The sequence below is a fragment of the Micromonospora sp. C31 genome, from assembly GCF_018070575.1.
GTDB lineage: Bacteria > Actinomycetota > Actinomycetes > Mycobacteriales > Micromonosporaceae > Micromonospora.
This window is the reverse complement of record NZ_JAGPXN010000024.1, coordinates 27,392-52,663: the sequence shown is the minus strand read 5'-3', so window position 1 is coordinate 52,663 and position 25,272 is coordinate 27,392. Positions and strand designations below refer to the sequence as shown.

At 72.4% G+C, this 25,272-nt stretch carries 22 protein-coding genes and 1 pseudogene; 15 read left to right on the top strand and 8 right to left on the bottom strand.

The genetic code is table 11. From position 1 onward, the window contains the following. Positions 1–4: 4 nt before the first annotated feature. From KBX06_RS28575 to KBX06_RS24845, 3 genes are read right to left on the bottom strand one after another with little or no spacing between them, the layout of a single operon-like run. The gene (locus tag KBX06_RS28575; RefSeq protein ID WP_210839208.1) at positions 5–1,147 is read right to left on the bottom strand and encodes a class I SAM-dependent methyltransferase; all 1,143 of its coding nucleotides are present in this window, start codon (positions 1,145–1,147) and stop codon (positions 5–7) included. After that, positions 1,144–2,070: an HD domain-containing protein gene (locus KBX06_RS24850; protein WP_210839206.1), complete on the bottom strand. Its 927-nt coding sequence runs from the start codon at positions 2,068–2,070 to the stop codon at positions 1,144–1,146. The genes KBX06_RS28575 and KBX06_RS24850 overlap by 4 nt, the downstream gene beginning before the upstream one ends. Continuing rightward, the gene (locus KBX06_RS24845; RefSeq protein WP_210839204.1) at positions 2,067–3,242 is read right to left on the bottom strand and encodes an inositol-3-phosphate synthase; all 1,176 of its coding nucleotides are present in this window, start codon (positions 3,240–3,242) and stop codon (positions 2,067–2,069) included. The genes KBX06_RS24850 and KBX06_RS24845 overlap by 4 nt, the downstream gene beginning before the upstream one ends. 137 nt (positions 3,243–3,379) lie before the next feature. On the opposite strand from KBX06_RS24845, the gene galE reads away from it, so the two are divergent. From galE to KBX06_RS24815, 6 genes are all read left to right on the top strand, one after another. Next, on the top strand, positions 3,380–4,471 hold the full coding sequence (gene galE / locus KBX06_RS24840; protein WP_247686622.1) for a UDP-glucose 4-epimerase GalE: 1,092 nt from the start codon (positions 3,380–3,382) through the stop codon (positions 4,469–4,471). 239 nt (positions 4,472–4,710) lie between these two features. Continuing rightward, positions 4,711–5,055, top strand: a complete 345-nt coding sequence (locus tag KBX06_RS24835) for a hypothetical protein (RefSeq protein WP_210839201.1) — start codon at positions 4,711–4,713, stop codon at positions 5,053–5,055. Positions 5,056–5,266: 211 nt separating this feature from the next. Next, positions 5,267–5,605 carry a hypothetical protein gene (locus KBX06_RS24830; protein ID WP_210839200.1) on the top strand — a complete coding sequence of 113 codons (339 nt, stop codon included), beginning with the start codon at positions 5,267–5,269 and terminating at the stop codon, positions 5,603–5,605. A 153-nt stretch (positions 5,606–5,758) separates the two neighbouring features. Further along, the gene (locus KBX06_RS24825; RefSeq protein WP_210839198.1) at positions 5,759–6,028 is read left to right on the top strand and encodes a DUF3040 domain-containing protein; all 270 of its coding nucleotides are present in this window, start codon (positions 5,759–5,761) and stop codon (positions 6,026–6,028) included. Positions 6,029–6,215: 187 nt separating this feature from the next. Continuing rightward, positions 6,216–7,241, top strand: coding sequence for a S1C family serine protease (locus KBX06_RS24820; protein WP_210839196.1), 1,026 nt, complete (start codon positions 6,216–6,218; stop codon positions 7,239–7,241). Positions 7,242–7,310: 69 nt separating this feature from the next. Then, positions 7,311–7,979: a hypothetical protein gene (locus tag KBX06_RS24815; RefSeq protein ID WP_210839194.1), complete on the top strand. Its 669-nt coding sequence runs from the start codon at positions 7,311–7,313 to the stop codon at positions 7,977–7,979. A gap of 160 nt (positions 7,980–8,139) precedes the next feature. On the opposite strand, the pseudogene KBX06_RS24810 reads toward KBX06_RS24815, so the two are convergent. Continuing rightward, positions 8,140–9,424: pseudogene (locus KBX06_RS24810) on the bottom strand (IS256 family transposase). A gap of 149 nt (positions 9,425–9,573) precedes the next feature. On the opposite strand from KBX06_RS24810, the gene KBX06_RS24805 reads away from it, so the two are divergent. From KBX06_RS24805 to KBX06_RS24790, 4 genes are all read left to right on the top strand, one after another. Beyond that, positions 9,574–11,583 (top strand): hypothetical protein, encoded by a 2,010-nt coding sequence (locus tag KBX06_RS24805; RefSeq protein ID WP_210839192.1) that lies wholly within the window; start codon positions 9,574–9,576, stop codon positions 11,581–11,583. 31 nt (positions 11,584–11,614) lie between these two features. Beyond that, a complete protein-coding gene (locus KBX06_RS24800; protein ID WP_132407173.1) occupies positions 11,615–12,010 on the top strand; it encodes a hypothetical protein in 396 nt (131 codons plus the stop codon). A gap of 573 nt (positions 12,011–12,583) precedes the next feature. Beyond that, positions 12,584–13,834, top strand: coding sequence for a hypothetical protein (locus KBX06_RS24795; RefSeq protein WP_210839190.1), 1,251 nt, complete (start codon positions 12,584–12,586; stop codon positions 13,832–13,834). 149 nt (positions 13,835–13,983) lie between these two features. Next, entirely contained in the window at positions 13,984–15,687 is a 1,704-nt protein-coding gene (locus tag KBX06_RS24790) for a choice-of-anchor D domain-containing protein (protein WP_210839189.1), read from the top strand. Positions 15,688–15,699: 12 nt separating this feature from the next. Here KBX06_RS24790 and KBX06_RS24785 read toward each other — a convergent pair whose 3' ends face one another. From KBX06_RS24785 to KBX06_RS24770, 4 genes are all read right to left on the bottom strand, one after another. Beyond that, entirely contained in the window at positions 15,700–16,092 is a 393-nt protein-coding gene (locus KBX06_RS24785) for a PAAR domain-containing protein (protein ID WP_210839186.1), read from the bottom strand. Between the two features lie 45 nt (positions 16,093–16,137). Continuing rightward, the gene (locus KBX06_RS24780; RefSeq protein WP_210839184.1) at positions 16,138–16,824 is read right to left on the bottom strand and encodes a LuxR C-terminal-related transcriptional regulator; all 687 of its coding nucleotides are present in this window, start codon (positions 16,822–16,824) and stop codon (positions 16,138–16,140) included. Then, positions 16,821–18,182, bottom strand: coding sequence for a hypothetical protein (locus KBX06_RS24775; RefSeq protein WP_210839182.1), 1,362 nt, complete (start codon positions 18,180–18,182; stop codon positions 16,821–16,823). The genes KBX06_RS24780 and KBX06_RS24775 overlap by 4 nt, the downstream gene beginning before the upstream one ends. A 152-nt stretch (positions 18,183–18,334) precedes the next feature. Further along, positions 18,335–18,943, bottom strand: a complete 609-nt coding sequence (locus KBX06_RS24770; RefSeq protein WP_210839180.1) for a Pvc16 family protein — start codon at positions 18,941–18,943, stop codon at positions 18,335–18,337. A gap of 178 nt (positions 18,944–19,121) precedes the next feature. Between KBX06_RS24770 and KBX06_RS24765 the strand changes: the two genes are divergently transcribed. From KBX06_RS24765 to KBX06_RS24745, 5 genes are all read left to right on the top strand, one after another. Beyond that, positions 19,122–20,684, top strand: a complete 1,563-nt coding sequence (locus tag KBX06_RS24765; RefSeq protein WP_210839178.1) for a phage tail sheath subtilisin-like domain-containing protein — start codon at positions 19,122–19,124, stop codon at positions 20,682–20,684. Between the two features lie 33 nt (positions 20,685–20,717). Then, positions 20,718–21,200, top strand: a complete 483-nt coding sequence (locus tag KBX06_RS24760) for a phage tail protein (RefSeq protein WP_210839176.1) — start codon at positions 20,718–20,720, stop codon at positions 21,198–21,200. After that, positions 21,187–21,603: a hypothetical protein gene (locus KBX06_RS24755; protein ID WP_210839174.1), complete on the top strand. Its 417-nt coding sequence runs from the start codon at positions 21,187–21,189 to the stop codon at positions 21,601–21,603. Before KBX06_RS24760 ends, KBX06_RS24755 begins: the two co-directional genes overlap by 14 nt. Before the next feature lie 55 nt (positions 21,604–21,658). Continuing rightward, entirely contained in the window at positions 21,659–24,643 is a 2,985-nt protein-coding gene (locus KBX06_RS24750; protein ID WP_210839172.1) for a DUF4157 domain-containing protein, read from the top strand. Positions 24,644–24,744: 101 nt separating this feature from the next. Next, complete coding sequence (locus tag KBX06_RS24745; protein WP_210839170.1) at positions 24,745–25,230, top strand: phage tail protein; 486 nt, start codon at positions 24,745–24,747, stop codon at positions 25,228–25,230. The last annotated feature ends 42 nt before the right edge of the window (positions 25,231–25,272 follow it).

The following is a 25,272-nucleotide window of genomic DNA, read 5'->3' as shown; positions in this document are numbered from 1 at the left end:
TCCGTCACCACCGCTCGGGCAGGTCGAGCAGGAGCCGACGGCGCACCGCGTCCGGTCCGGGCGGATCGGGCCAGCGCGGCGGCAGGTACGCCGACGCCCGGCGGCCGTACTCGGCCGCCCACCGCTCGTCCGGCCACGTGCGGTCACCGTCGGCGTAGAGGGGGTTGCGGCGAACCGGGACACCGGCGGCGGGCAGCAGCAGCGCCGGGTCGGCCGGCGCGGCGGCCCGGTCGCAGGCGAGCCCGAGCGCCTCGGTGGCGGCCAGCGCCGCCCCCGTGGCCGGCACCGGAAGCCGGCCCTCGGCCGTCGCGGCGGTCAACTCCTCCTCGGCGTACGCCTGGGCGCCCGGCAGCAGCGCCGTCCACTCGTGCGCGGACAGCGGCAGTCCGGCTCGGCCGGCCGGGTGGGCGGCGTTGTGCAGGTGCCCGAGCAGCACCGCCCCCCGTGGCCCGGCGGCGGCTGCCGCGGCGGCCACGAAGGCGGCCTTGTCGGCGAGGAAGTACAGCGCGTCGTGGCAGGCGACGTGGCGCGGGGCGGGGGAGGGCGGCAGTGGCCAGCCGGCGGTCAGGTCTGCGCAGGCCAGCGCGACCGGCGCGCCGGCGGGCAGCACGAAACGGCGGGCCAGCCACAGCTTGGCGAACACCACGTCCACACCGGTGAGGTCGGTGTGCCCGTGCAGGGCCAGGTGCCGCAGCAGGTGCCCGGCGCCGCAGGCCAGGTCCACCACCTCACGGCCGGCGGGCGGGTGGGCGGCGGTGAGCGCCAGTGCGGCCAGCCAGCTGGGGTCGGACCAGCGGTGTCGGAAGTAGGCGCCGACCCGGCCGAGACCGAGCAGGTCGACGGCCTCGGTGAGGGTTTCCGCCGCCCAGGCGGCGCGCAGTCGGTGCGGCGGGGGTGGGTCGCCGTCCCACCAGTCGTCGGCGTCGGCGAGCAGCAGCACCGCCGCGCCGCGCGGGTCACCGGCGTCCAGGGCCGCCACCGCGGCCTCGCGCAGCCCGTCGCGCCCGGGCCGCAGCCACGGGATGCCCTCGACCACGGGCCAGCGGCGCACCTCGTCGGTGAGGGTGTACGCGGTGTCGGCCCGCAGTCCGCTGCCGTCGGGGCCGCGCCATTGGGCGCCGGCGACCGGAGTGCCGACGGCGGTCACAGCCCCGCCGCCCGCAGCACGGCACGGTGGTACCCGGCGACCGGCCCGTCGTGCACCAACTGCAGGTCGACCAACGCCTGTTCGACGGTGAAGGCCGCCGCCCGGGCGTGATGGTGGGTCTGGAGCACCCGGTCCAGCACGTCGGCGGCGTGGAACGCGGCACCAAGCGGGGTGTTCGCGTCGGCGCGGTCCGCCAGCGCCGTGCTGACCCGGGCCGCGAGTGGGGCGGGCAGGGTGGCGAGTTCGGCCTCGGTGAGCCCGTCGACGATCGTGTCGAGGTGCTCGCCGAGCAGCATCTCACCGGCGAAGCCGGCGTCGGGCAGCCGGGCGTTGTGCAGGTGGTGCGCCAGGCCGAGCAGGAAGGCCGTACCGGGATCCGCGCCGACGTCCTCGGCGAGCAGCGCGGCGTAGACGGCCACGGCCCAGCTGTGCTCCGCATGACTCTCGGCGGGCTCGACCATCAGGCGGGGCCGCCCCGGCGCGGTGGCCCCCGCGCGGGGCTGGCGGCACAGGGCGGACACGAACGGCGGCACACCACCGCCCGGCGTACGGTCGGACACCAGCCCGGCCAGCGCATCGCGTAGCCGGGCGGCCGTGTCCGGGTGCAGCGCGTCGGCCAGCTCCGCGACTGCCCGGCCGAGAACCGTCTCCGCCTCCGACGCGGACAGGCCGCAGGCGGTGAGCGTGGCGGCGTCCACCCCGGCCAGCCGCGCCCCGGCCACGGCGGCGGCGCACTCCCGGGCTGCCAGCGCCGCCGGATCCGCGCCGGCGACCAGCGCCGCCCACGCCCGGACGAAGGCCTGTTCGGCGGTGGAGCCGTCGGCGTGCGCCACCCGGACCCGCTTCAGGTCGCCGATCTGCCGGAACGCCGGCGCCACCGCGGCCAGCCGGCGTGCCGGCGGCGCCGCCAGCGCGGTCGTCATGCCGCGTCCAACCACCGCAGCAGGGTCCGCTCCTGCGCATGCAGGGCATGTTCGGCAGCATGGCCGTGGCGTGTCTGCGGGGCCTTGAAGAAGTAGCCGAGCTGCTCCTGCGGGCCGCCTTCGCCGCGGCGGGCCGCCTCGACGACCAGCCGTACCAGCTCGATCACCAGCGGGGCGGCGAGGATCGAGTCCCGGCACAGGAAGTCGACCTTGACCTGCATCCGTTGCCCGAGGAAGCCGATCAGGTCGATGTTGTCCCACGCCTCCTTGGCGTCACCGCGCGGCCGGTAGTAGTCGATGCGCACCACATGGTCCTCGACCGGGTAACCGAGGATGTCGTCGAGCACCGAACCCTTGGTGTCCAGCTTGCTGGCCAGCGATGACGGGTCGTCGAGGATCTGCCCGTCCCGGTTGCCCAGGATGTTCGTGGAGTACCAGCCCTCGACGACGAGCGCCCGGGACCGGAACGCCGGCGCCAACACCGTCTTGACCAGCGTCTGGCCGGTCTTGCCGTCCTTACCGGCGACCGGTACCCGCTCCCGCTCCGCCAGCTCGACCAGTGCCGGCACGTCGGCGCCGAGACTCGGGGTGAAGTTCACGTACGGGCAGCCCTCCCGGATCGCCGCGTACGCGTAGAGCAGGCCCGGTGTGATCATGGCGTCGTCGCGGTCCAGCCCCTCCTCGAACGCGGTCAATCCGGCCAGCACCGGCGCGGCCGGGTCGGGCCGTGCCTCGGTGGAGGCGAGGTTGACCACCACCACCCGCTCCAGCGCCTGATCCGTCCGGAACCGGCGCAGGTCCTCGCGGAGGTGGGCGACCCGGTCCCGCAGCGGCCCGACCGGCACGACGTTGGCGCCGGTCGCGTTGCGGCACCACGCCGGGTCGGACACCGCCGGCCACGGCTTGATCGCCTGCAACGGTTCGGCGACGGTGTCCAGCTGCGCGGGCTCCACCACCCGGTGCACGTGCGCGGCCTTGGCCAGGTCGTCGGGGGAGAGGTCCCACCCGCCGAAGACCAGCGACTCGTACGGCACCAGATCCGTGCGGTGGGCCAGTGGCAGCCCCGACATGTCCCGCATGCCCAACCGCAGGAGTTCCACTCCGGCGACCGCCGTCGTGGCCACCGCACCACCCAGTCCCACCACCGCGACCCCGATGCGTTGCTCCGCCATGCTTCCTCCCGTGTCCAGCCGGACGCCCGAAACCCGGGCCGTCGGGTACCCGCGATGGGCCCGCCCATTCCCGCAGGTCGGCACCGGTCGGGCGGGCGCGCCGGGCTACGGCGATCGCCCGTTGCCGACCGCCGGCTATGGGCAAGATGCAGGTGGGTGCGGGTGCCGCACCGGCGGTACGCCTCGGGGGAGGGCTGATCGTGAAGGTGCTCATCGCAGGTGGCGCGGGCTTCATCGGCAGCACCGTCGCCTCCCGTCTGCTCGACGCCGGCCACACGCCCGTGGTGATCGACAATCTGATCACCGGCCGGCGCGAGTTCTGCTACGGCCGGATCTTCCACGAGGGTGACGTCGCCGACGCCGCGCTGGTCGACGACGTGCTGGACCGCCATCCCGACATCGAGGCCGTGGTGCACTGCGCGGCGCTGACCGTCGTGCCCGACTCGGTGGCCCGGCCGGTCGACTACTACCGCGCCAACGTGGCCGTGACACTGGAGTTCGTCGACCGGCTGCTCACCCACGGCGTGCGCCGCCTGATCTTCAGCTCGTCGGCCTCCATCTACGAGCCGGACCCGGATCTCGCGGTCGACGAGACGTCACCGCTGAGAGCCGGCAACCCGTACGCGCACACGAAGCTCGTGGTGGAACGGATGCTGGCCGACATCGCCGCCAGCAGCCCGCTGCGCGTGCTCTCACTGCGCTACTTCAACCCGATCGGCGCCGACCCGGCCCTACGCACGGGGCTGCAACTCGCCGCGCCCTCCCACGCGCTCGGCCGGCTCATCCACGCGTACCGCACCGGCGAGCCGTTCCCCGTCGCCGGCCTGGACTGGCCCACCCACGACGGCTCCGGGCTGCGCGACTACGTCCACGTCTGGGACCTCGCCACCGCCCACCTGCGGGCACTGGAACGCTTCGACGACCTCTTCCCCGCCGGTGCGCCCGGGCACGCCGCGATCAACCTCGGTACCGGCACCGGCAGCACCGTGCTGGAACTGGTCGCGGCGTTCAACACCCTGGTCGACCGCCCCGTCGCCGTGACCGAGGCGCCGCGCCGACCGGGCGACACCGTCGGTGCGTACACCCGCAGCCGACTCGCCCGGGACCTGCTCGGCTGGCGCGCGGAGCGTGACCTGACCGTGGGCATCACCGACTCGCTGGCCTGGTCCCGCCGACGCGAACGGCTGCTGCCCGACCTCGCCGTGCCGCTGCACCGGTTGGCCGGGTGACCGGCGAGCGGGTCGTCCCGATGATGGGGCGCTGGGCGCGGTCGGTCCTGACGACGTCCTGCCGGCTCGCCCCCGTTCACCCCGAAAACCCGTCTGGGATTGTCGATCAGTGACAAGGGGTGATTGGTCCCCGGTCATCGACGTGGTGACGGCGGCACTCGCGACGTAGGCGGCGGGCCGGCACAGTATGGGCAGCGGCTACCGATGTCACCGCGGGCGGCGGAGGCCAGGGTGAGCGTATGGCCTTTTCGCCGTCGTTCGCGCTCACCCGGGCCGAGGACCAGCTCGTGTTGCAGGTGTCGGTCAGCAACCTGCGGCCGCAACTGCGCCCCGGCCCACCGACCGGCTACGACCTGCAGCTGGTTGCCGGCGCCGCTCAGGGGCACCTGTGGGTGCGGTTCCCTCCGCAGCAACTCCTGGAGAACGCCGCCCGGGGTGCCAGCCCGCGACTGGTGCAGACCAAGCCGGTCTTCACACCACCCAGCGACGTGGTGCTCGTGGTGCGCCCGTCGGACGGCCCGATCGACCTGTCCGTCGCCGGTATCCCTGGCCGCGATCTCCCGGCTGGAGATCGTCCCCGGTGAACAGGGCGGTGCGGTCGACCCGCTTGACGCCCGGACACCTCGGCGTACCACCTGGTCGCGGCCGCGATGGCCGGGCAAGTCGGCCGGCCCGAGGACCCGGCCGCGGCAGAGGACCGGCGCCAGGACCGCGCGGCCCGCCGGGCCGCCGGGCCGCCGTCAGCCCACCAGATCCAGCGGTACGTCCAGCGCCCGCGCCGCCGACGCCGCGCTGGTGGCCGCCCCGCCGCCGGGCTTTCCGCAGGCGTCGCAGTTTCGCCTGCCCTACCTGCTCAACCTTGAGTCCCCCGGTGGTCACGTCCGGCTGCGGCACGCCGCCGCAGCCTGGGTGAACGCCGGTCGCACCGCCCTGTGGAGCACCCGGCTGGAGGTCACCTCGGTGGATTTCTCGGCCAGCGCCGAGGCGCCACTGGCGGCGCGCTTCACCCACACCCCGCAGAGCAGTGCACCGCAGCCGGGGTGGGCCGACGACGTCAACGACGCGCGGCTCAAGAACACCCTCAGGGCCGATCTGTGCGTCGAGACCTCCGAGCAGTCGCGCACCATCGCTTGACCAGCATCGGCGTGTCGCCTGACCTCATGACGGGTCTCCCTTCTCGGTCGTGTCCGCCGCCGCTACCCGTGCCCGCCGCACCTGGAAACGTCCGCGCTCGAAAAATCGGTGTCGGCATGACGATGCTCCACGCCCGGAGGGGCTGATAAAGACATGTTGAGCCAGGACGAACGTCGCCGACTCGACGACATCGAGCGGCACCTCCGCCGCGATCCGATCTTCACGGTGCGGATGCGCAGCGCGGCAACGGTGCCGTCGGTGCCAACGGCCGTGGTGTGGTTCCTCGCCATCCTCATCGCGCCCATCGTGGCGATCTCGAGCGGAATCGGCGCGGTGGCCCTGATCGCCGCCTTGGCCGTCGCAGCCGTCGCCATGGCAGCCGTGCGAAGCAGGACGCAGCGGCACCGTCTCCCGCGTCGCTGAACCGGCAGGCGGCGCAGCTCGCCTCAGCCACGGCACCGGGTCATGGCCCACCGGGCGGGCAGCTGCGTCGCAGCGGAGCGGCGGCGGTGCGTTTGCCGTTCAACGGTCCGGGTAGCGCGACCCTCTTCACTGTCAACTCGACCACCGCCGCCGCGAGTCGCGACGGCCAGCACGAAAGGACACGCTCGTGGAACGTCGAACGCAGTGGGTGACGGGGCTGTGCGCGGCGGCGGTGCTGACACTGGGCAGCGGCTGCACCGCCGACGCATCCTCCTCGGCCCCGGCGGCATCGCCCACCCCGCAGGCGGCGGCTCCGGCGCCGGTGGATCTGCCGCAGGTCGTCGCGCGCCTGCAGCCGTCGGTGGTGACCGTCCGCGCGGGGCAGTCCATGGGCTCAGGAGTCATTTTCCGTGACGGCGGGCTGATCCTCACCAACGAGCACGTCGTCGGTGACCAGCGTGATGTGGAGATCGCTCTCGCAGACGGCACCCGCGTTGCCGCTCGGACTGTGGCCACCGACGCCGTCACCGACCTCGCCGTGCTGCGCGCCGCGCGCACCGACCTGCCGCCCGCGCCGTTCCGCACCGACCTGCCTCCGCCGGGGGAACCGGTCCTCGCCCTCGGCAGCCCGCTGGGGTTCCTCAACAGCGTCACCGCGGGCATCGTTTCCGGCGTCGGGCGGGAGATCCCCGGTTCCGCGAGCCAGGACAACGCCCTGGTCGACCTCATCCAGACCGACGCCGCGATATCCCCCGGCAACTCCGGCGGCGCCTTGGCCGACCACTCCGGCCGGGTAATCGGCATCAACGACGCGTACCTGCCGCCGCAGACCGGCGCGGTCTCCATCGGCTTCGCCATCCCCGCCGCCACCGCCATCGACATCGCCGACGACCTGCTCGACGACGGTAAGGTCACCCAGCCCTATCTCGGACTGGCCGTCGCCCGCCTCACCCCGCAGATCGCCGAAGCCCTCGATGCCGGCACCGACCGCGGCGTACTGGTCCGCGACGTCGCCCCCGGGTCACCCGCAGCCGACGCCGGCCTACGACCCGGCGATCTCGTCACCGCGATGGCCGGGCAGCGCACCGACACACTGGAGCAGTTCCTGGGCGCGTTGCGCGGCATCGAGCCCGGCCAGCGGGTGCCGGTGACCTACGTGCGCAGCGGCAGTCCCCGCGACACCACGTTGACACCGACCGCCGCCACCCGCTGACCCGATGACAGCCGTGAAACCCCGGAACAGCACGGACACCGCCGCCAAGGGGCGGTACGGGATGCGCCGGTGAAACGCCCCTCCGAACGCGACGCCACCCTGAACGGGCTCGCCCGCCGGCTCGACAAACCCATGGGTGCCCTCGGGGTGATCTTCGTGCTCCTCGTGCTCGGCCAAGCTCTGGCCCGCGACCCCGGCGTGTCCGCCGCGCTCACCGTCGCCAGTTGGGTGCTGTGGGCGGTGTTCGTCGCGGAGTTCGCCCTCCGCGCCTGGCTCGCCCGCCACCGCGCCCGCCAGTTCTGGCGACGCAACTGGTGGCAGGTCATCTTCCTCGCCGTGCCATTCCTACGCTTCGCGCGCGCCGCGACCGCCCTGCGCGCCGCCCGTGCCGGCGGCGTGATCACCGCCGCCGTTCGCGGATCCCGCTCGGCCGGGCGACTGCTCACCGACCGCCTCGCCTGGCTGGCGATCATCACCACCACCGTGGTCCTCACCGTCGGGCAACTGCTCGTGCTCGCCGGCGCCTACCGCGGCTACGGCGAGGCCCTGCACGACGTCGCCCTGACCACCATCACCGGTGAGCCCCTGGGCTCCCCCAACAAGCTGGCGCAGATCGTCGAGCTGCTCCTCGCCGTCTACTCGGTCGTCGTCTTCGGCACCCTCGCAGGTGCCCTCGGCGCCTACTTCCTCAGCAACGACCCGGGGAACAGGAAAGACCGGCCCCCGCCGTCCGCCTGACCCGATGGGATGGCGCCGGCGCCACCGCCGGCCGCACCGTCAACAGGTCCACCCGCTGCGCCTCGTTACCGGACGAGCAACGCCATCGGCTGGAGTGGGAGCGGTTCGCTCGACCAACCGGGTCTGTCAAGCTTACGGCTGATCTTGGTTGTTGAGGTGGTCAGTCGTTGGCCGGGGTGAGCCGGCCCTCGAAGGCGATCTGGAAGGCGTTCAGCGGCGCCTTCCAGCGCATGGTCCATCGGCGGCGGCCGGTGCCGGTGGGGTCGAGGCTCATCAACGCCATGTAGACGCACTTGAGTGCTGCGGCTTCGTTCGGGAAGTGTCCTCGGGCACGGACGGCCTTGCGGATGCGGGCGTAATCGACTCGATCGCGTTCGTGGAGCAGATGACCTTGCGGATCTCCACGTCGAATGCGAGGAAGGGCACGAATTCGGCCCAGGCGTTCTCCCACAGCTTCACGATCGCCGGGTACTTCTTGCCCCAGGTCTCGGCGAACTCGAGGAACCGTTCGGTCGCGGCGTCCTCGGTCGCCGCGGTGTAGACCGGCTTGAGCGCTTTGGCGATCTTGTCCCAGTCCTGGCGAGCCGCGTAGCGGAACGAGTTGGCAGCAGGTGAACCACACAGGTTTGCACGATCGTGCGCGGCCACACCGTCGCGACGGCGTCCGGCAGGCCCTTGAGCCCGTCACAGACGAGCATCAACACGTCCTGGACACCGCGGTTCTTCAGTTCCGTGAGCACATGCAGCCAGTGTTTCGCGCCCTCACCGCCGTCACCAGCCCAGATCCCGAGGATGTCGCGGTGCCCGTCGACGGTGACCGCCATGACCACGTAGATCGGCCGGTTCGCGACCTGACCGTCCCTGATCTTGACGTTGATGGCATCGATGAACATGCCCGGTAGAAACCGCCCCCTGTCGAGAGGCTGGTTCTGCCACTCGGCCATGCCGTTCATGACCATGTCGGTGATGGTGGAGATGGTCTGCTTCGACACCTCAACGCCGTAGACCTCGGCCAGGTGCGCGGCGATCTCCCCGTGAGTGAGACCCTTGGCCGACAGCGACAGCACCATGTCGTCGACCCCGGTCAGGCGCCGCTGCCGCTTACGCACGATCTGCGGCTCGAACGTCCCGGCGGCGTCGCGTGGGACCCGGACCTCGACCGGTCCGACGTCGGTGAGCACGGTCTTGGTCCGGCTGCCGTTACGGGTGTTCCCGCTGCCCCGACCCGCCGGGTCGTGCTTGTCGTAGCCGACGTGATCGGTGATCTCACCGTCCAACGCCGACTCCAGGACCCGCTTCGTGAGCTGCTGCAACAGCCCGCCCTCACCGGTCAGCTTCAACCCGTCCCCACGAGCCCGATCGACCAGCATCGCGATCGACTGCTCATCCGTGACCGCACCCACCGGCTCCACGGCCGGCTGTCCCACGGTCGTCTCGGTCGTCATCTGGCGTCTCTCCCTTGATCGGTCGATCAGCCGTAATTTGTACAGTCCCGCCACCGGCGCCCGTCTGTGACCGTGCGGACAGCCGGAAACGTGGTTCTCCGATTGGCGTTCGCTGCGTAGGATCTCCGGCGATCAAGGGGGATGAGACGGTGGGCGATTTCCAGCAGTTCGTGACGGATGTGACTTCGCGTCTGTCCACGATGTCCAGGGGTGAGTTGTACGTCGTCGGCGACGGTCTCGACCGGGACTCACTCTGGCTCACCTTTCTCGATTCCTTCCCCGCCGGCACCAATCTGCGGTTCCGTGAGCGATCCGAGTACGACTGCTCGACCTGCCGCGGTTTCGTCAAGCACTTCGGCAACGTCGTCGAGATCCACGACGGGCGGGTCCGTACCGTCTGGTCCGGGGTGTCGGCATCCGACCCGGTCTTCTCCGTCGTCGCCGCCGCTCTGGACGAGTTCGTTCTTTCGCTGCCGTTGTCCACCATCTTCCGGTCCACTCAGGCGCAGTACGGGACGAAGACCACCCGAACGCTGCGCGACAGCCAGGTCGAGGTGTGGCACCACCTGCACGGCCGGGTGGAGAAGCGGCATCGCATCGAGGACGTCGGCGCGGCACAGGCCAACTTCGGCGCCGCGGTGCAGGTCTTCCAGCGTGGCCTGGCCGAGCTGACCCGGCACGCTCTGGACACCGTCGTCGACCTCGTCGACGACAACGCCCTCTACCGCGGCGCGGAGCATCGCCGGGCGGTGACCGAGTTCCGCTCGCTGCAGAACCGGTGGACCCAGGCGACCGACCGATGTGCCTTCGTCTTCGCCAACGCCATGAACCCGGCGGCCCGGTTCCGCAACACGGTGATCGGCACCCTCGTCCAGGATCTCTCCGCGGGCGTCGACCTGGAGCAGGCGGTCCGGTCGTTCGAGGCGAAGGTGGCGCCGCAGAATTACCAGCGCCCGACGGCGTTGATCACCCCGGGCATGGTCAGGGCCGCCATGAGGACCATTGCCGAGCTGGGTATCGAGGAGTCGTTGCAGCGACGGTTCGCCCGGCTGTCCGACGTGTCGGTCACCAACGTGCTGTGGGTCGACAACGACGCCCAGGCACGGATGAAGGACGGCATCGAAGGGCTGCTCATGCAGGCGGCCACCACCCGGTCGTCAGGTGCGCTCCTACGCGACGCCAAGCCGGAGGAGATTCCCGTGGTCTCCTTCATGAAGGACATCCTGCCCGGCGCCGCCACCATCGACCTGTGGGTCGCCAACACCTACGAGCCGCACCTCGTCAGCCTCACCACCGGCCGGTGCCCGGCTGCTCCGCGGTTGTTCAAGTGGGACAACGATTTCGGCTGGTCGTACGGCGGCAACGTCACCGACTCGATCAGGGAGAAGGTCAAGCGGGCCGGCGGCAACGTCACCGGCAAGCTGCGGGTGAGCCTGTCCTGGTTCAACCACGACGACCTGGACCTGCACGTGTACGAACCCAACGGCGACCACATCTGGTACCAGGAGAAGCGCAACAAGCTGGACGTCGACATGAACGCCAGCGGGACGCTCTCCCGCGAGCCGGTGGAGAACGTCACCTGGACCGACCGTGTCCCCGACGGTGAGTACCGGATCGAGGTGAACCAGTACCGCAAGCGGGACAGCACCCAGGTCGGCTTCGTGATCGAGACCGAGAGCAACGGGAAGATCGAGCATTACAGCCACGAGCGCGCGGTCGGCCACAAGGAGACCGTCGAGGTGGGCCGGATGACGGTTGCCGGCGGGGTGATCACCGCTTTCCGGCCGGGTAGGGACGTGCAGCCGGGCAGCGCGGGCAAGGAGTTGTGGGGCATCACCACCGAACAGTTCGTACCGGTGTCCACCATCATGTACTCGCCGAACTACTTCGACGACAACGAGGTCGGCAACCGGCACTACTTCTTCATCCTGAAGGGGTGCGTGAACGACCAGCCGACGCGGGGGATCTACAACGAGTTCCTCCGCAGCGACCTGCAACCGCACCGCAAGGTGTTCGAGGTTCTCGGCGACCGCGCCAGGTGCGAGCCGTCTCCGGATCAGCTGTCCGGCCTCGGCTTCAGCTCCACGGTCCGCAGCTCCGTGGTCGCCAAGGTGACCATGACCGGCGGCCGGCGCCGCCTCATCAGCATCCAGTTCTGATTCCCTGACCAGATATTCCAGAGAGGCTGCCGTGACCATTTTCGAGAAGGCCACACGGGAGAAGTTCCGGTATCCGTCGGCCAAGGGACTGCTGACCACGGAACAGCTGTGGGAGCTTCCGCTGACCGCCAAGTCCGGCTTCAGCCTCGATGATGTGGCCAAGGCGGTCAACGCCGAGCTCAAGGCCGTCGACACCGAGTCGTTCGTGGCCACCGAGGCCAATCCAGCCAAGGCAACCTTGGAGACCAAGCTGGAGGTCGTCAAGCACGTCATCGCCGTCCGCCTCACGGAGGACCAGGCGGCGAAGGCGGCGGCGGCCAAGAAGCTGGAGAAGGAGAAGCTGCTGGCGGTCCTGGCCCGCAAGCAGGACGCGGTCCTGGAGAACCTGACCGAGGCAGACCTACTGGCCCGAATCAACAACCTGTAGCCCGCCGACAGTCAGCGTCTGCCAGCGGACCCGCACATCGCCGGGAGGTACGGTCGCCATGCAGGACCTGGGCGGCCAGGCCGACGCTCACGGCCACCTCTCGGCGAACCCGCATCGGTACAACAGCGACCGCGACGCCCCCTCATCGGCTGCTCGTCGACGAGCAGGCCATCGACCGCTCGCCGATGGAGTGGGTGCGGCAGCCGAAGACTCCCCGGAAGCTGGTTCCGGTTCTGCGGGTCGGGGACACAGGAAAGCTCCTCGACGCGTGCAAGGGCAAGGGCTTCGTCAACCTGCGGGACGAGGCGCTGATTCGGCTGTACTGCAACACTTGTGCTCGGCTGTCCGAGGTGGGCAACCTCCCCGTGGCCGATGTCGACCCGTGTGATGGCTACCTGCTTTCGACACTGGTACCGGCCAGGGGCCGATGCCTTACCGGCGTCCGCAGCCGCGGCCCGCGCTGCCTGGTGAGGCAGTACGGACTGCCCCGAAGGCCGCCGACTGCGCGTGTCGGTGAGCCCACCGCTGCGCCATGGTGACCGCGTCGACTGTCGCCGAGTGAAAAGAGCGGTCATGACCTGGCGAGAGACCTACTGGCACGACGCTGCCTCCGACCCCGCGTACTTCACTGCCGTGGAGTTCGCCACCGTCCTCGATGGTGACTACGGCACGCGGCTGTTCGGCAGATGGGTCGCCGAACGCTACCCGTACTCGCACGAGCTGGTCCGCGCCGTGGAGTACCTGCTGGTCACCAACGCCTACGCCGAGGACGTCACGGAGACGCTGGACATCCTCCACCTGCGCCTGCCCCGCCCGTGGGACGACCCGGCGATGCTCACCGCCCTGGAACGGACCACCACGCGATTCCCGCATGTGCCCACGCAGGTCCGCGACGACCACGACGCCAACGTGCTCGCCGACGCGCTTTCGGCCGACATCGACACGTTTCGGCTGTGGCGGGAGGAGATCCAGCAGGCCGCCGTCGCGCTGCTGCGCGACGGCGGGGTGATGGACACCTTCCTCGACGACTGCGCGCTGCTCGCCGGCGAGGCGAAGGAGCACCAGGCGGTGCAGGCCCTGGAGAAGGGCAAGGAGCGGGTCGACGGCCCGCTCCACATCCCGAGCCACAACCAGGGCCACCACGGTCACGAGGAGAGCGACGCCACCGCGTACGTCCGCAGCGACGAGGGGACGGTCACCGTCGTCCGGAAGCCGGGCGTGTCGTTCAGCGAGCCCGCCGAGGTCGCGGCGAGGCGGTATCCCTGGTTGTCCTACCCCTTCCGGCTCGGGGTGGCCTTCACCCTGAACCCCGAGGCGAACTCCCACCTGCCCGAGACGTTCAGCTGGGACGAGGCGCAGGTCCACCTCGGCCGGTGGGGGGTCGACCTCGACGAACTCGTCGAGCGGATCGAGCAGGCCATGGGCAACCGCTTCGCGCGGATGTACCGGGACGAGCGGATGGTGGTCTCGGTCATCGGCGAGAGCGTGGACGTGACGGTGACCATCGACTCGGCGCTCAACGCCCACAACACCGGGATCCTCGCCACCCTCGACAGTGACGGCGCGTACACGCACTACGTCCAGTTCAAGGACCTGGTGATGTTCTACGTCGACGAGAACGACATGTACACGCCGATCTACAACGTGCTGAAGACGTTCGGCGACCTGTGGGTCGGCGGCGATGCGGAGAGCTACGTGGTGCGGCACGGCAAGGGCCGAAAGGCGTACTTCACCGTCACCTCGGTCAAGCCGAGCCACCAGGCCAGCCTGGTCGCGGTGGTCCGGCGCTGCTCGGACGGCATGACGGTCAAGGTGCTGTCCTGACCCGACCCGGCCGGCCGGCACCGGGTGCGCCGGCAGGTCCGAGGGATGCGGGTGCGGTCGGTGTTGCCCGTGGGTGCAGGAAGGCCTGCACCCGGGTCTGTCCGCCCACCCGCTGCGCAGCGCCGGCCCGGCCGACTTCAATGCCCGGCATGGTCGCATTCGCCTCCCGCTCACTGCGCACCGCGTCGGCGCTGGCCGTCGTGGCAATCCTGGTGGCCAGCGCTCCACCGGCCGGGCACGCCGCGTTCCTCGCGGCACCGGCCGCGGGCGGGGGAGCGGAGTTCCGGATCAGCGTCGCGGACGCCGCCGCACCGGCCGCCGTCGCGCCGCACGGTGGCCTGACCGACACGGCGATCGGGTTGACCCCCGGCGGGTCGGCGTCGCTCACCCGCACGGTCACCACGGCCACCGTGCCGCCCCGCCCCGACGTGGTGCTGCTCGCCGACACCACCGGCAGCATGGGCGGGGCGCTGGAGGACGTCAAGACCAACGCCCGCCGGATCGTCGCGGACATCAGCGCCGTACAGCCGGATGCCGGGTTCGCCGTCGCCGAGTACCGCGACGGCGGCGACGAGTACGCCTTCCGGGTCAACCAGGACCTGACCGCCGACCCCACCGCCGTGCAGGAGGCGGTGAACACCTGGACCCCGGCCGGTGGCGGGGACATCCCTGAGGCGAACCTGCACGCGTTGTCCCGGGTCGCCACCGGCGCGGTCGCCCTTCGCACCGACAGCAGCCCGATCCTGGTGATCTTCGGTGACGCGCCGTCGCACGATCCGAGCCTCGGCCACGACCTCGCCGGGACGATCACCGCGCTCACCGCCCGGGGCATCCGGGTGGTGGCGGTCGACGTCACCGCGTCCCCGCTCTCCAGCCTCGACCAGACCGGGCAGTTCACCGAGATCACCGCTCGCACCGACGGGGTGCTGCTCAGGGCGGTCTCCGCCGGTGAGGTCTCCACCGCGATCCTTGCCGGCATCCGGGCGATCCCGTCCACCGTCACCGCCCGCGTCTCCGACTGCGACCCGCAGCTCAGCGCCGACGTCACGCCCGGCGAGCGGACCGTCGACAGCGGCGGCAGCGTCGACGTCACGCTCACGGTGCGGGTCGACCCGAAGGCCCGCAACGGCGAGTACACCTGCCGGCTGACGTTCACCGTGGACGGGATCGTCCACGGCGCGGCGGAACGGTTGGCGGTGACCGTGACCGGGGCCGCCCCCGACGTGCCGGTGCTGCACTCCGACACGACGCTGCTCGACCTCGGTGAGGCATCCCTCGGGGTGGCCGCCCCGACCCGCCGGGTACTCCTGAGCAACTCCGGGGACTACCCGCTCAGCGTCGCCGCCACGCTCGGCCCGCAGCCGTACCCGGCGGCATTCACGGTCAGCGGGAACGGGTGTGGCACGGTGCTCGCCGCCGGCGATTCCTGCGCGCTGGACGTCGCGGCGACCCCGCGCGTCATCGGGGCGGCCAGCACGGTGCTCACCTTGGCCAGTTCCACCGACACCGGGGGACGGGCGGCGCAGTCGCTGACCCTGCGCGTCTTCGGCCGCAGCCCGATCCTGGCGTTCAACCCGGGGGTCGGCCGGCCCGGTCAGGTGGTGACCGGCATCGGCCGGGACTTCCCGCCGGGCGCGACGGTCTCGCTGGCCTGGGCTGACGGCACCGGAGCGGTGACCGTGGCGGCGGATGCCTCCGGCCGGTTCGCCGTACCGATGGTGGTCTTCGCCGACGGCCCGGCCGGTCCCCGCACGGCGGTCGCGGCGGTGCCGACGGTCGGGACGGTGACCAGCGGGACGTTCCTCGTGCAGTCCCCGACGGCGCAGCCGGGCGTCTTCACCCGGCGCCGCTGACCCCCGGCGCCATCAGCCGACGAGCACCTGACCGGTGGCGACGATGGTGCCGTTCGGCGCGGGCGCGGGATCGTTGCAGGTGTTGACCTTGTCGCCGTGCCGGGCGACGGGCTTGCCGTTGACCAGCACCAGCGGGCTGCCGGCGAGGACGGTTCCCTGGTTGGTCGGCGGGACCTGGAACGGCCCGCCGGTGGGTACGTGCGGGGGCGCGTTCACCGCCCCGCTGCCCACCACGGCGGCCGGTTTCCCCTCGATCAGCACGTCGGTGCTGCACCCGGTGGTGATCGTGCCGGTGAAGGGCATCGGGGTCGGGGTCGGCACCGGCCCCACCGGCGAGGGGAGCATGACGATGTGCGTGTCGGTGCCGACCACCTTGTCGCCGAGCTTCGCCGCGGGTACGCCCACGTCGCCGCTCCTTCCTTGTCTCCGGGACCGGGACCGGTCGGACGTTCAGATCAGGCCCTCGCGGATGGCGTGCGCGACCGCCTGGGTCCGGTTGCGCACGCCGAGCTGGACGGTGATCTCGCGCACGATGTTCTTGATGCTGCGTTCCGAGTAGGACAGGTCCCGGGCGACCGTCGCGGTGTCCGCCCCGGCGGCGATCATCCGCAGCACGGCGAGCTGCCGTGGCGACAGGGGCAGGATGGTCAGACCCCGGGGGGTCAGCACCTGGCGCTGGGCGCGTCCCACCCGGGTCAGCAGGGAGCTGAGCAGGTCGGTGGGGAGCCGCGCCTCACCTCGGGCGGCGGCCCGCACCACCTCGCGTAGCAGCGGCGCGGTGCTCTCCGCGCGTCGTACCATGCTCAGCCCGCCTGCCTCGATGGCCCGGAGCCCCGCCGTGTCGTCGAGCTGTCCCACCACCAGCACCGGCCGGGGTGCCGGTGCGGGTGCGGCGGCCAGCGCGTCGAGCTGGGCCAGCAGCCACTCGTCCACGGTGTCCCCGACGAGCACCAGCACGTCCGCCGTAGCGTCGTCCTCGGTCGCCCGTACGGGACGGACCCCGGCCGGATCCCCGTCGCCCGGCCCGCCGCCGAGTTGGGCGATCACCCCGGCCTGGGAGATCGGGTCGCGGGCGCGGACCGCGGTGCGTACGGGAGTGACGTCGGTGGCCGGGCCGGACTCCGGCCGGGCGCTCATCGGGCGGCGCCGGGGCTGGCGGACGGGCTGGTCGCCGGTGCGACCGGCACCAGTTGGCCGGCGAAGTAGGCCGCGGGGGTGCACGGTGTGTTGCCCGGGTTGGTGCACCGGACGGCTACCGTGACCGGCTGGCCGGCGGAGAACTTCAACGGCTGCACGAAGTGGTAGTCCAGGTCGCGGAAGTTGTTCAGTCCGGTCTCCAGCAGCACGGTGTCACCCCGCCGCACCTGGAGCACGCCCGCGTCGCCGTGCGGGTTCTGCAACACGATGTCGGTCACCCAGAGCACCTTCCTCGCCGCCGGCCGGTACGTCGACAGGGCGAACTCGTTGGAGGTCGGGGAGGCGTTGGTGGCCACCCGGAAGTCGGCGGCGGTTTCCGGGTCGGCGTTCTCCAGCGTTCCGCCCGGACCGCCCCCCGGGCCGTTCCCCGTGCCGGCCGTCGGGCTCGCCGGCGCGCTCGGCTTCGGCGGGGCGGACCCCCCGGTCACCGCCTGCTCGGCCTTCTCCGCGGTCTGCGCCGCCTCGCTGGCCTGCGTCCTGACCTCGGCGACCTCCTCGCTCAAATCCTGGTTGAGCTGCTGGGTCCGCACCTGCGCGGCCTCCTTGGCGGTGGACTGCACGGTGGGTTTGAGCACCGCGAACCAGAGCGCCGTCACCGCCACGACCACCGCCACGGCGACCAGCGCCACCCGGGGCGACCAGGCGGGCAGCACCGCCCGTTGCATCAGCAGCCCGTCGCAGGTGATCGGCCCGGTCTCGGGCCGGGTGACGGCCACCTGGAAGGGCAGGTTGCGGTCAGGGCCGAGCAGGAACCGCTTCTTCGGGCGTACCCGCAGCTTGACGAAGGTGGCGGTGCCCGGACGCAGCACCGGCGCGGCGGGCCGGACCCGGAAGCCGAGCAGCAGGTCCGGGTCGGTGGGCAGCACCTCGACGGTGGTCTCGGTGTTGCCGGTGTTGTCCACGACCAGCTGGTGAGCCCCGGTCCGACGGGACCGGGAGGTCCGGGGCGCCAGTTCGGCGGCGAGCTCCACGAAGGGCAGGACGGTGACCCGGCCCTCCTCGACGACCGAGCCGTCCGGGTCCTCCCGGCCCCGGACCCGTACCCCGAAGTCGAGGTCGCCGGCCGGAACGGTGGCCGAGCGGGGCGGCCGGAAGGTGACTCGGGCCTCCTCCTCCGTGCCGGGCAGCAGGTTCATCGTCGGTGGCTCGACCTGGGCCCAGGCGCCGGCGTCGCCGACCACGTCGAGGGTGAAGTGGTCGACGACGGAGGCGGTGTTGCGCACCCGTACGGTGCAGCCGACCTCGTCGCCGGGCGCGACGGTCAGCTCGGTCTCGGCAAGTCCCACAGCGGCGCTCATGCCGCGCAGTCTCGCCGCGCGGCGGGTGCCGGCAGTACCGCGATCGAGGAACACCAACGGGCAGCTGTGGTTACCTCATCGGGCAACCCGCTGGCCCGACCCGTGTCGGGGTCGTCCGGTTCGGGCCGGCCCCACCCCGATCCGCTCGGCGCTCAGCCGGGTTCGCTGATCCGTCCGGGGCGGCGTGTGGCGCGGGCCCCGGAGGTGCCGCCGTGCCGTCCGGCGCTGACGCTCACCTCGCGCGGTGCGGGCGCCAGGTCGGTCGTGGCCTCCGGCACGTACGGGACGAGTAGTTGCAGGTGCAGGCCGCTGCGGGCGGCGCCGTCGCGCGGCAGCCACGCCGACCCGCCGTTTCCCTCGCGGCGGGGGGCGCTGCGCACCACGACGGGCTGGTTCGCCCGCGCCAGGGCCCCGACGAGGAAACGGACGGGCAGCGCGGTGCAACCCGCGCAGCCGACCAGCAGGTCGCCGAGGAGACGGTGTTCGCGTTCGGTGTCCGGTCCCCAGGCGGTCAGCAGGTAGCTGAACCGGTAGCGCCGCCCCGGCGGGCGGCGTCCGGTCACCTGGCCGGTGGCGTCGCGCAGGTCGTCCCAGCTGGCGGAGACGCCATCGGGGTCCTCCTCCACATCGAGCAGGAAGGCCGAGACCCGCTCGCCGGCCAGCTGCGCGCAGCGGTCCGGCGGGTCGAAGACCACGGGCACCCCCGGCGGCAGGTAGCTGCCCAGCCAGGCCCGTACCGACAGGTCGACATCCCAGATCACCCACCCACCCTGCCGGTCGTCGGGGCCGCCCTGCCTCGGCGACCGGGCAGGCCGGTGGGGCGGATCCCGTTGCCCTTCGGGGCAGTGCGGCCTACCCCCGTGGCGGTCCGGCGGGCAACGGATCCGGCCCGGCACCGTTGGCATGCTCGCCGCAACACACCGTCGTACAGGAGGTTCGATGCCGACGTATCTGTCGCCGGGCGTCTACGTGGAGGAGGTGTCCTCCGGGTCGAGGCCGATCGAGGCGGTCGGGACCGCCGTCGCCGCGTTCGTCGGCTTCGCCGAGAAGGGGCCGGTCGACGAGCCCACCCTGATCACCAACTGGTCGCAGTACACCCGCACGTTCGGCGGGTTCCTTGCGGGGGCGTTCCTGCCCCTGTCGGTCTACGGATACTTCCTCAACGGCGGCGGTTGCGCGTACGTCGTCCGGGTGGGTGGCTCCGACGGCGACGCCGGGGTGGCGGGCGGCGACGGGGCGTACGCCACCGCGGCGGTGCCGGCCGGCGGGAACAACGGGAAGCTCTCCTTCACCGTTCGCGCCGCCCTGCCCGGCCCGGCCGGTCAGGACCTCTCGGTCGAGGTCACCGACTCCTCCGAGGGCGGCGACGACACCTTCAAGCTCGTGGTGAAGCAGGCCGGCAAGCCGGTCGAGACGCTGGACAACCTGACCACCCGCCGGGGTGCCGGCAACGTGGTCACCGTCGTGCGCCAGCAGTCGAAGCTGATCCAGATCGAGGAGGCCAAGGGCACGACGCTCGCCCCGCCTCGACGCGGTGCCGAGGTTGCCCTCGCCGCTGCGGCACTGCCGGACACCACCACCGTCGACGGCGACCTGAGGGTGCGCGCCGAGGACTACGTCGGGGACGTCAGCGACCGGACCGGGTTCGCCGGGCTGGAAGCGATCGAGGACGTCACCATGCTCAGCGTGCCGGACCTGGCGGCCGCTCACCAGCGCGGGGTCATCGACGACGAGGCGTACAAGGCCGTCCAACTCGCGATGATCGCGCACTGCGAGCTGATGGGCGACCGGGTGGCCATCCTCGACCCGCCGCCCGGGCTGCACCCGCAGCGCCTCAAGGAATGGCGGCAGGACGTCGCCGGCTACGACTCCAAGTACGCGACCCTCTACTGGCCCTGGATCAAGGTCATGGACCCGGCGCAGGGGCGGGCGGTCTTCATGCCGCCGAGCGGCCACGTCGCCGGAGTGTGGGCCCGCAACGACGACACCCGGGGCGTGCACAAGGCGCCGGCCAACGAGATCATCCGGGGTGCGCTCGCCCTGGAGAGTGGCCTGACCAGGGGCGAGCACGACCAGCTCAACCCGATCGGGGTCAACTGCATCCGGTCCTTCCCCGGCCAGGGCATCCGGATCTGGGGCGCCCGTACGCTCTCCAGCGACGCCGAGTGGCGCTACCTCAACGTCCGGCGGCTGTTCAACTGGATCGAGAAGTCCATCCTGCTCGGCACCAACTGGGTGGTCTTCGAGCCCAACGATCCCCGGCTCTGGGACGCGGTGCGCCGGGTCATCACGATGTTCCTTCGCCGGGTGTGGCGCAGCGGCGCCCTGATGGGCGACACCTGGTCCGAGGCGTTCTTCGTCAAGTGCGACGCGGAGAACAACCCGCCGGAGAACCTCGACGCCGGGATCCTCACCGTCGACATCGGCATCGCACCGGTCAAGCCGGCCGAGTTCGTGGTGTTCCGCCTCTCCCAGCTCTCGCACGGCGCGGGCGACGACTGAGCCCGAGCGACGACGTAACCAGGAAGGACGACCATGGCAGGTCAGGGTACCCAGGACCCGCGCCAGAACACCGAGATCATCAGTGCCGCCGTGTTCCGGCTGGAGGTGCCGGGCATGAACGCGGTCAACTTCGCCGAGCTGGTCGGCATCAGCAGCGAGGTGGAGAACGCCGAGTACATGGCCGCCGGTCCCACCGGGCCGATCTTCTCCCGGCACTTCGGCCGGACCAAGCCGCCGATGGTCACCCTCAAGCGGGGACTCGACCTCAACGGTGACCTCTGGCTCTGGCACCAGAAGGTGCGCAATCTGATGTACGACGCGTATCGGGACTGCGCACTGAAGCTCTACGGGCCCGGTGACGACCTCAACGGCGACGCCCGGCTGACCTACATGATGACCAACGCCTGGCCGGCGAAGGTGGAGGTCAGCGGGGTCAAGGCCGGCGCTACCGACATCGTCTACCAGACGGTCACGCTGATGTGCGACGACCTGTTCGACTTCAATGCGCGGATCTGACCTCGCCGGGCCCGCCGCTGGACCGGCGGCGGGCCCGCGCACCGAGTTCCCGTTCGTGCTGCCCCGTGGGCTGGTCGACGAGCGGGGCGCGGTGCACCGGCAGGGCGTCCTGCGGCTCGCCACGGCCCGCGACGAGATCCACCCCCAGGGCGATCCCCGGGTACGGCAGAACCCGGCGTACCTCACCGTGTTGCTGCTGGCCCGGACGGTGACCCGGATCGGTGCGGTGCAGCCGGTCGACACCACGGTGATCGAGCGGCTCTTCGCCTCCGACCTGGCCTTCCTCCAGGACCTCTACCGGCGGGTCAACCAGCAGGGGCACACCGGCGCGGAGGTCACCTGCCCGCACTGCGGCGACGAGTTCGCGGTGGACCTGGCCGGCGCCGTGCCAGCGGGAGCCTGACCCGTCCCTCCCGACCACGAACCGGTCCCTGAGCTGATTTCCAAGGAGGTGGGGGATGGCCTGGTCCCTCCGGCCCCGCCGGTTGTTCCGGCCGGGCCGTCAGCCGGCCGCCGAGGCGTCCGTCCCGGCGTCGGTGCCGCCCGCCGGGGGACGGCGGTCGCTGGTGGACGCCCCGCTGGCGCGGGTGCCCGTGCCGCTGGCGGCGTCGGCGTACCCCGCTCGGGAGTGGGCCGCAGCCGCCGCGCCCCTGCTGACCGTGGCACCCGTCCCGGCCATGGTCACGCTCACCCTGCCCCCGGTGTTGGCGGGTGTCCCGTCGTCCGGGCCGGCCTTCTCCGACGCCGTCGCCACCGCCGTCCCCCGGTCCGCCGGGCCCGTCGTCGCGCCGCTGCCCACCGAGCACCCCGCCCGCCCGGTGCGCCGTCCGGTGGACACGCCCCGCACGCTGGCGCCGGTCGTCCCGGCAGCCACCCACGCGACCCCGCTGGCCGGAAACGACGACCTGTACCCGGCCATCGGCCCGGAGCACCCGCTGGACCCGGCCAGCAGCTTGAAGCCCGACCTGGACCCGGCCACCGGACCGGCGCGCAACGGTGGCCCGGCCGGGCGTGACGAGGCGGCAACCCGGACCGCCGCCCGGTTCGCCGCTGCCGGACTGCCGGTCGCGCCCGTCTGGCCGCCCCCCGGTTTCGAGGACGTCTACGTCGCGGCCGAGGCCACCCGGGCGGCGGAGGCGGCCCGCTCGGCCGGGACGCCGGGGGCCGTGCGACAGCGGACCGAGACCGCACCGCGCGCCACCGATCCGCCGCCCGACGGCGAGCAGCTCGGTGCCGGCTCGGCACCGGCGCCCGGTCGGGCGGTCCGCCCGGTCGAGGTGGTTTCCCGTGCCCGGTCCGCCCGGCGCACACCGACCCGCCCGGCTCCGGCGGGGGAGGACACGCCGGTCACCCCCAGCGAGGTGAGGCCGGTGGACGCGGTGAGCGCCCGGGGGGACCGCCCGGCAGCAGTGCCGGCGACGAACACCGCCCCGCCACCGGCCGAGGACCCGCCGCCCGTGTCGCCGACCGACCCGCCCGCGCACCGCTCCGACGACCCGACCGGACGGTCCGCACACAGCCCCGCCGCCCCGGCCAGCCCGGCCCCGCACCGCCGCGACGAGCCGATCGGGCCGGCCACGCACCGCCCGGATCGGCCTACCGGACCGGTCACGCGGCGGGTGGAACGGACCGGGTCGACCGCCGGACCGGACGACCCATCGGGAGGTGACCCGGTCGCCGCGCCGCAGGGTGGGGTCGCCGTACGTCCGGCGGGTGACCAGACTGCGCTGTCGCCGGCCCGGTTCCTGACCCGGCGTACGGACACCTCGTCGGTCGGCGCCGGGGAACGGCCGGCGCCGGTGTCACCCGCCACGATCGGGGTGCCGGCATCGGTCATCCGCACGGAACTCCCGGCCCGAACTCCTGGTCGACTGTCGGGCGGCGGTGCGGTGTCGGTCATCGGCCCTGACCCGGCGACCCTTGAGGAGGATCGCGGCGACGCACCGCCGGTCAGCCGTCCGGTGTCCACCAGCGGCGCGCTGTCCGGCGACGCGGGGGAGCCAACCACCGGTGCCCCACGGCTGCCCACCCCAGCCAGCGTCGCGGGGTACGCCGATCCGCGTCCCACCGGGACGGAACCGACGTCGGGTGCGTCCACCCCGAGCACGCCCACCCCGCCCGCGGGGCGCCCGGCGTCTCCGACCGGGCCCGCCATCGGTATGCCGGTGGTCGCGGACCCGTGGCCGGCGCTGGCACCCGGCACCGGACTGGCGTCGGCCACGGACGACCGGATCACCTCCGCAACAGCCGTGCCGTCCACTCCGGGCGGTCCCTTGCGCCGGTCGTCTCCGGTGACGGGCACCGACGGGGAGCAAGCGACGCCGGAGCGAAGGTCGGGAGACGACCTGACGGCTGGTGGTCCGTCCGGCAACGCGCCGCCCACCCGGCCGGGGCACCCACCGGCCGTGCCGCTGCGGTACCCGGACCCGCCGTCCCGGGTGCTCCCGGCCGCACCGGCCGAGGGGCCTACCGCCGAGCCGGTGCCCGCCGTACTGGTGGACGGGTTCCGCCGCCGGTACGACGTCGACGTCTCGGACGTGCCGGTCCGGCGCGGCCCCCGGGCCACCGCCGAGGTACGGCAGGCCGGTGCCCGTGCCGCCGCCCGGAACGGCGAGGTCCTGTTGCCGGCGGAGGCCGGCCCGCTCGACGCGCCGCCCGCCCGGGCCCTGCTCGCCCACGAGCTGGCCCACGTCGTGCAGCAGCGCGTGCTCGGCGGGACGACCCCGGCGGAGTCGACGGCCGCTGGACGTGACCTGGAGGCACGTGCCCTGGCCGCCGAGTACGCCTTCGGTGGCGCGTCCACGCCGAACGGGGTGGGCCCGACCTCTCCGACGGTGCCCCTGGTGGCCGGCGGTGCGGTCGTCCCCGCCGGAGCGACCTCGACGTCCGCGGGGGGCACCTGGGGGGCAACGTCGGACGGCGGGCTGACCTGGCGGGCCGGTCCCGCCGGCCCGGCCCCGACGGGTCACCCGGCGCAGCGGGCACCCGTGGGGGGCTCCGCCGACGCCCTGGCCGACCTGCGCGACCTGGTGCGGGCCGAGGTGAACCGGCAGGAAGGGGCCGAGCAGGTCGGGTCGTCCGAGCCCATGCCGGAGACGACCCTGGCGGCGCTACGGGCCGAGGTGGCCGCCGCGACCGCCCCGCCCGCGTTCGACCGGAGTGCCGGCCGCCTCGCCGAGGTCCGCGGCGCGGTGGAGCGACTCCGCGAGGAGCTGCGTACCGCGACGGAGCGGGAGGAGGCCGCCACGGCTCGTCTCGACCGGGACATCGCGTTCCTGCGCTCCTGGCTCGGTGACCGGCTGCCGGGGCGGACGGTGGACCTGGACGACGCGGACGACCTGGAGGAACTGGCCGGACGTCTCTACGGACGGCTGCGCGCCCGGCTCCGACAGGAACTGCTGGTCGATCGGGAACGCGGCGGACGACTGGCCCGGTTCCCCTGACCCGACGACGCCCCGTCGAGGAACACCGGGCACAGGAACACCCGGACCGGAAACGCGCGATCCACCAGCACGACGACGCAGACGACGAGGAGGTACGAACGATGGCGGGCGGTCTCTCCACCGCGGCCCGGTTGATGGGTGGCTTCTTCGAGGTCACCGGAGTCAACCACCGGTACCTGGTGGTCATCGACGACGAGCGCTACAACCTCGGCTCCTGGTCCCGGGTCTCCGGCCTCGGCGTGACCTGGCAGGTTTGCGAGTACCGCGCCGGGGACAGCAACGACGTGCACACCTTCGTGGGCGACCCGACCTACAGCCGGATCCGGCTAAGCCGGGCGGTCTGTTTCGACTCCCAGGTGGTGCAGGAGTGGCTCTGCCAGCAGGCCCGGCGGTACCAGCCACTCAGCGGCAGCATCCAGCTCGTCGACAGCCTCGGCATCAAGATCGTCGGCTGGGAGTTGAAGCACTTCTTCCCGGTCGGCTGGTCGGTGTCCGAACTCGACCCGAGTCGGGTCGGGATCGTCGTGGAGACCCTGGAGCTGGCCCACACCGGCTTCCTCGACGACGACGTCTCGTTCTCGCTCTGACCCGGCCCTCCACCACGCAGCCAGACCAAGAACGGAGCAGTG

Excerpts from the sequence above, each read along its gene's own strand:
- KBX06_RS24850 (WP_210839206.1), bottom strand. The coding sequence starts at position 2,070 with ATGACGACCGCGCTGGCGGCGCCGCCGGCACGCCGGCTGGCCGCGGTG.
- KBX06_RS24845 (WP_210839204.1), bottom strand. The coding sequence starts at position 3,242 with ATGGCGGAGCAACGCATCGGGGTCGCGGTGGTGGGACTGGGTGGTGCG.
- galE (WP_247686622.1), top strand. The coding sequence starts at position 3,380 with ATGGGCAAGATGCAGGTGGGTGCGGGTGCCGCACCGGCGGTACGCCTC.
- KBX06_RS24835 (WP_210839201.1), top strand. The coding sequence starts at position 4,711 with ATGGCCTTTTCGCCGTCGTTCGCGCTCACCCGGGCCGAGGACCAGCTC.
- KBX06_RS24825 (WP_210839198.1), top strand. The coding sequence starts at position 5,759 with ATGTTGAGCCAGGACGAACGTCGCCGACTCGACGACATCGAGCGGCAC.
- KBX06_RS24795 (WP_210839190.1), top strand. The coding sequence starts at position 12,584 with ATGACCTGGCGAGAGACCTACTGGCACGACGCTGCCTCCGACCCCGCG.
- KBX06_RS24790 (WP_210839189.1), top strand. The coding sequence starts at position 13,984 with ATGGTCGCATTCGCCTCCCGCTCACTGCGCACCGCGTCGGCGCTGGCC.
- KBX06_RS24780 (WP_210839184.1), bottom strand. The coding sequence starts at position 16,824 with ATGAGCGCCCGGCCGGAGTCCGGCCCGGCCACCGACGTCACTCCCGTA.
- KBX06_RS24775 (WP_210839182.1), bottom strand. The coding sequence starts at position 18,182 with ATGAGCGCCGCTGTGGGACTTGCCGAGACCGAGCTGACCGTCGCGCCC.
- KBX06_RS24765 (WP_210839178.1), top strand. The coding sequence starts at position 19,122 with ATGCCGACGTATCTGTCGCCGGGCGTCTACGTGGAGGAGGTGTCCTCC.
- KBX06_RS24760 (WP_210839176.1), top strand. The coding sequence starts at position 20,718 with ATGGCAGGTCAGGGTACCCAGGACCCGCGCCAGAACACCGAGATCATC.
- KBX06_RS24755 (WP_210839174.1), top strand. The coding sequence starts at position 21,187 with ATGCGCGGATCTGACCTCGCCGGGCCCGCCGCTGGACCGGCGGCGGGC.
- KBX06_RS24750 (WP_210839172.1), top strand. The coding sequence starts at position 21,659 with ATGGCCTGGTCCCTCCGGCCCCGCCGGTTGTTCCGGCCGGGCCGTCAG.
- KBX06_RS24745 (WP_210839170.1), top strand. The coding sequence starts at position 24,745 with ATGGCGGGCGGTCTCTCCACCGCGGCCCGGTTGATGGGTGGCTTCTTC.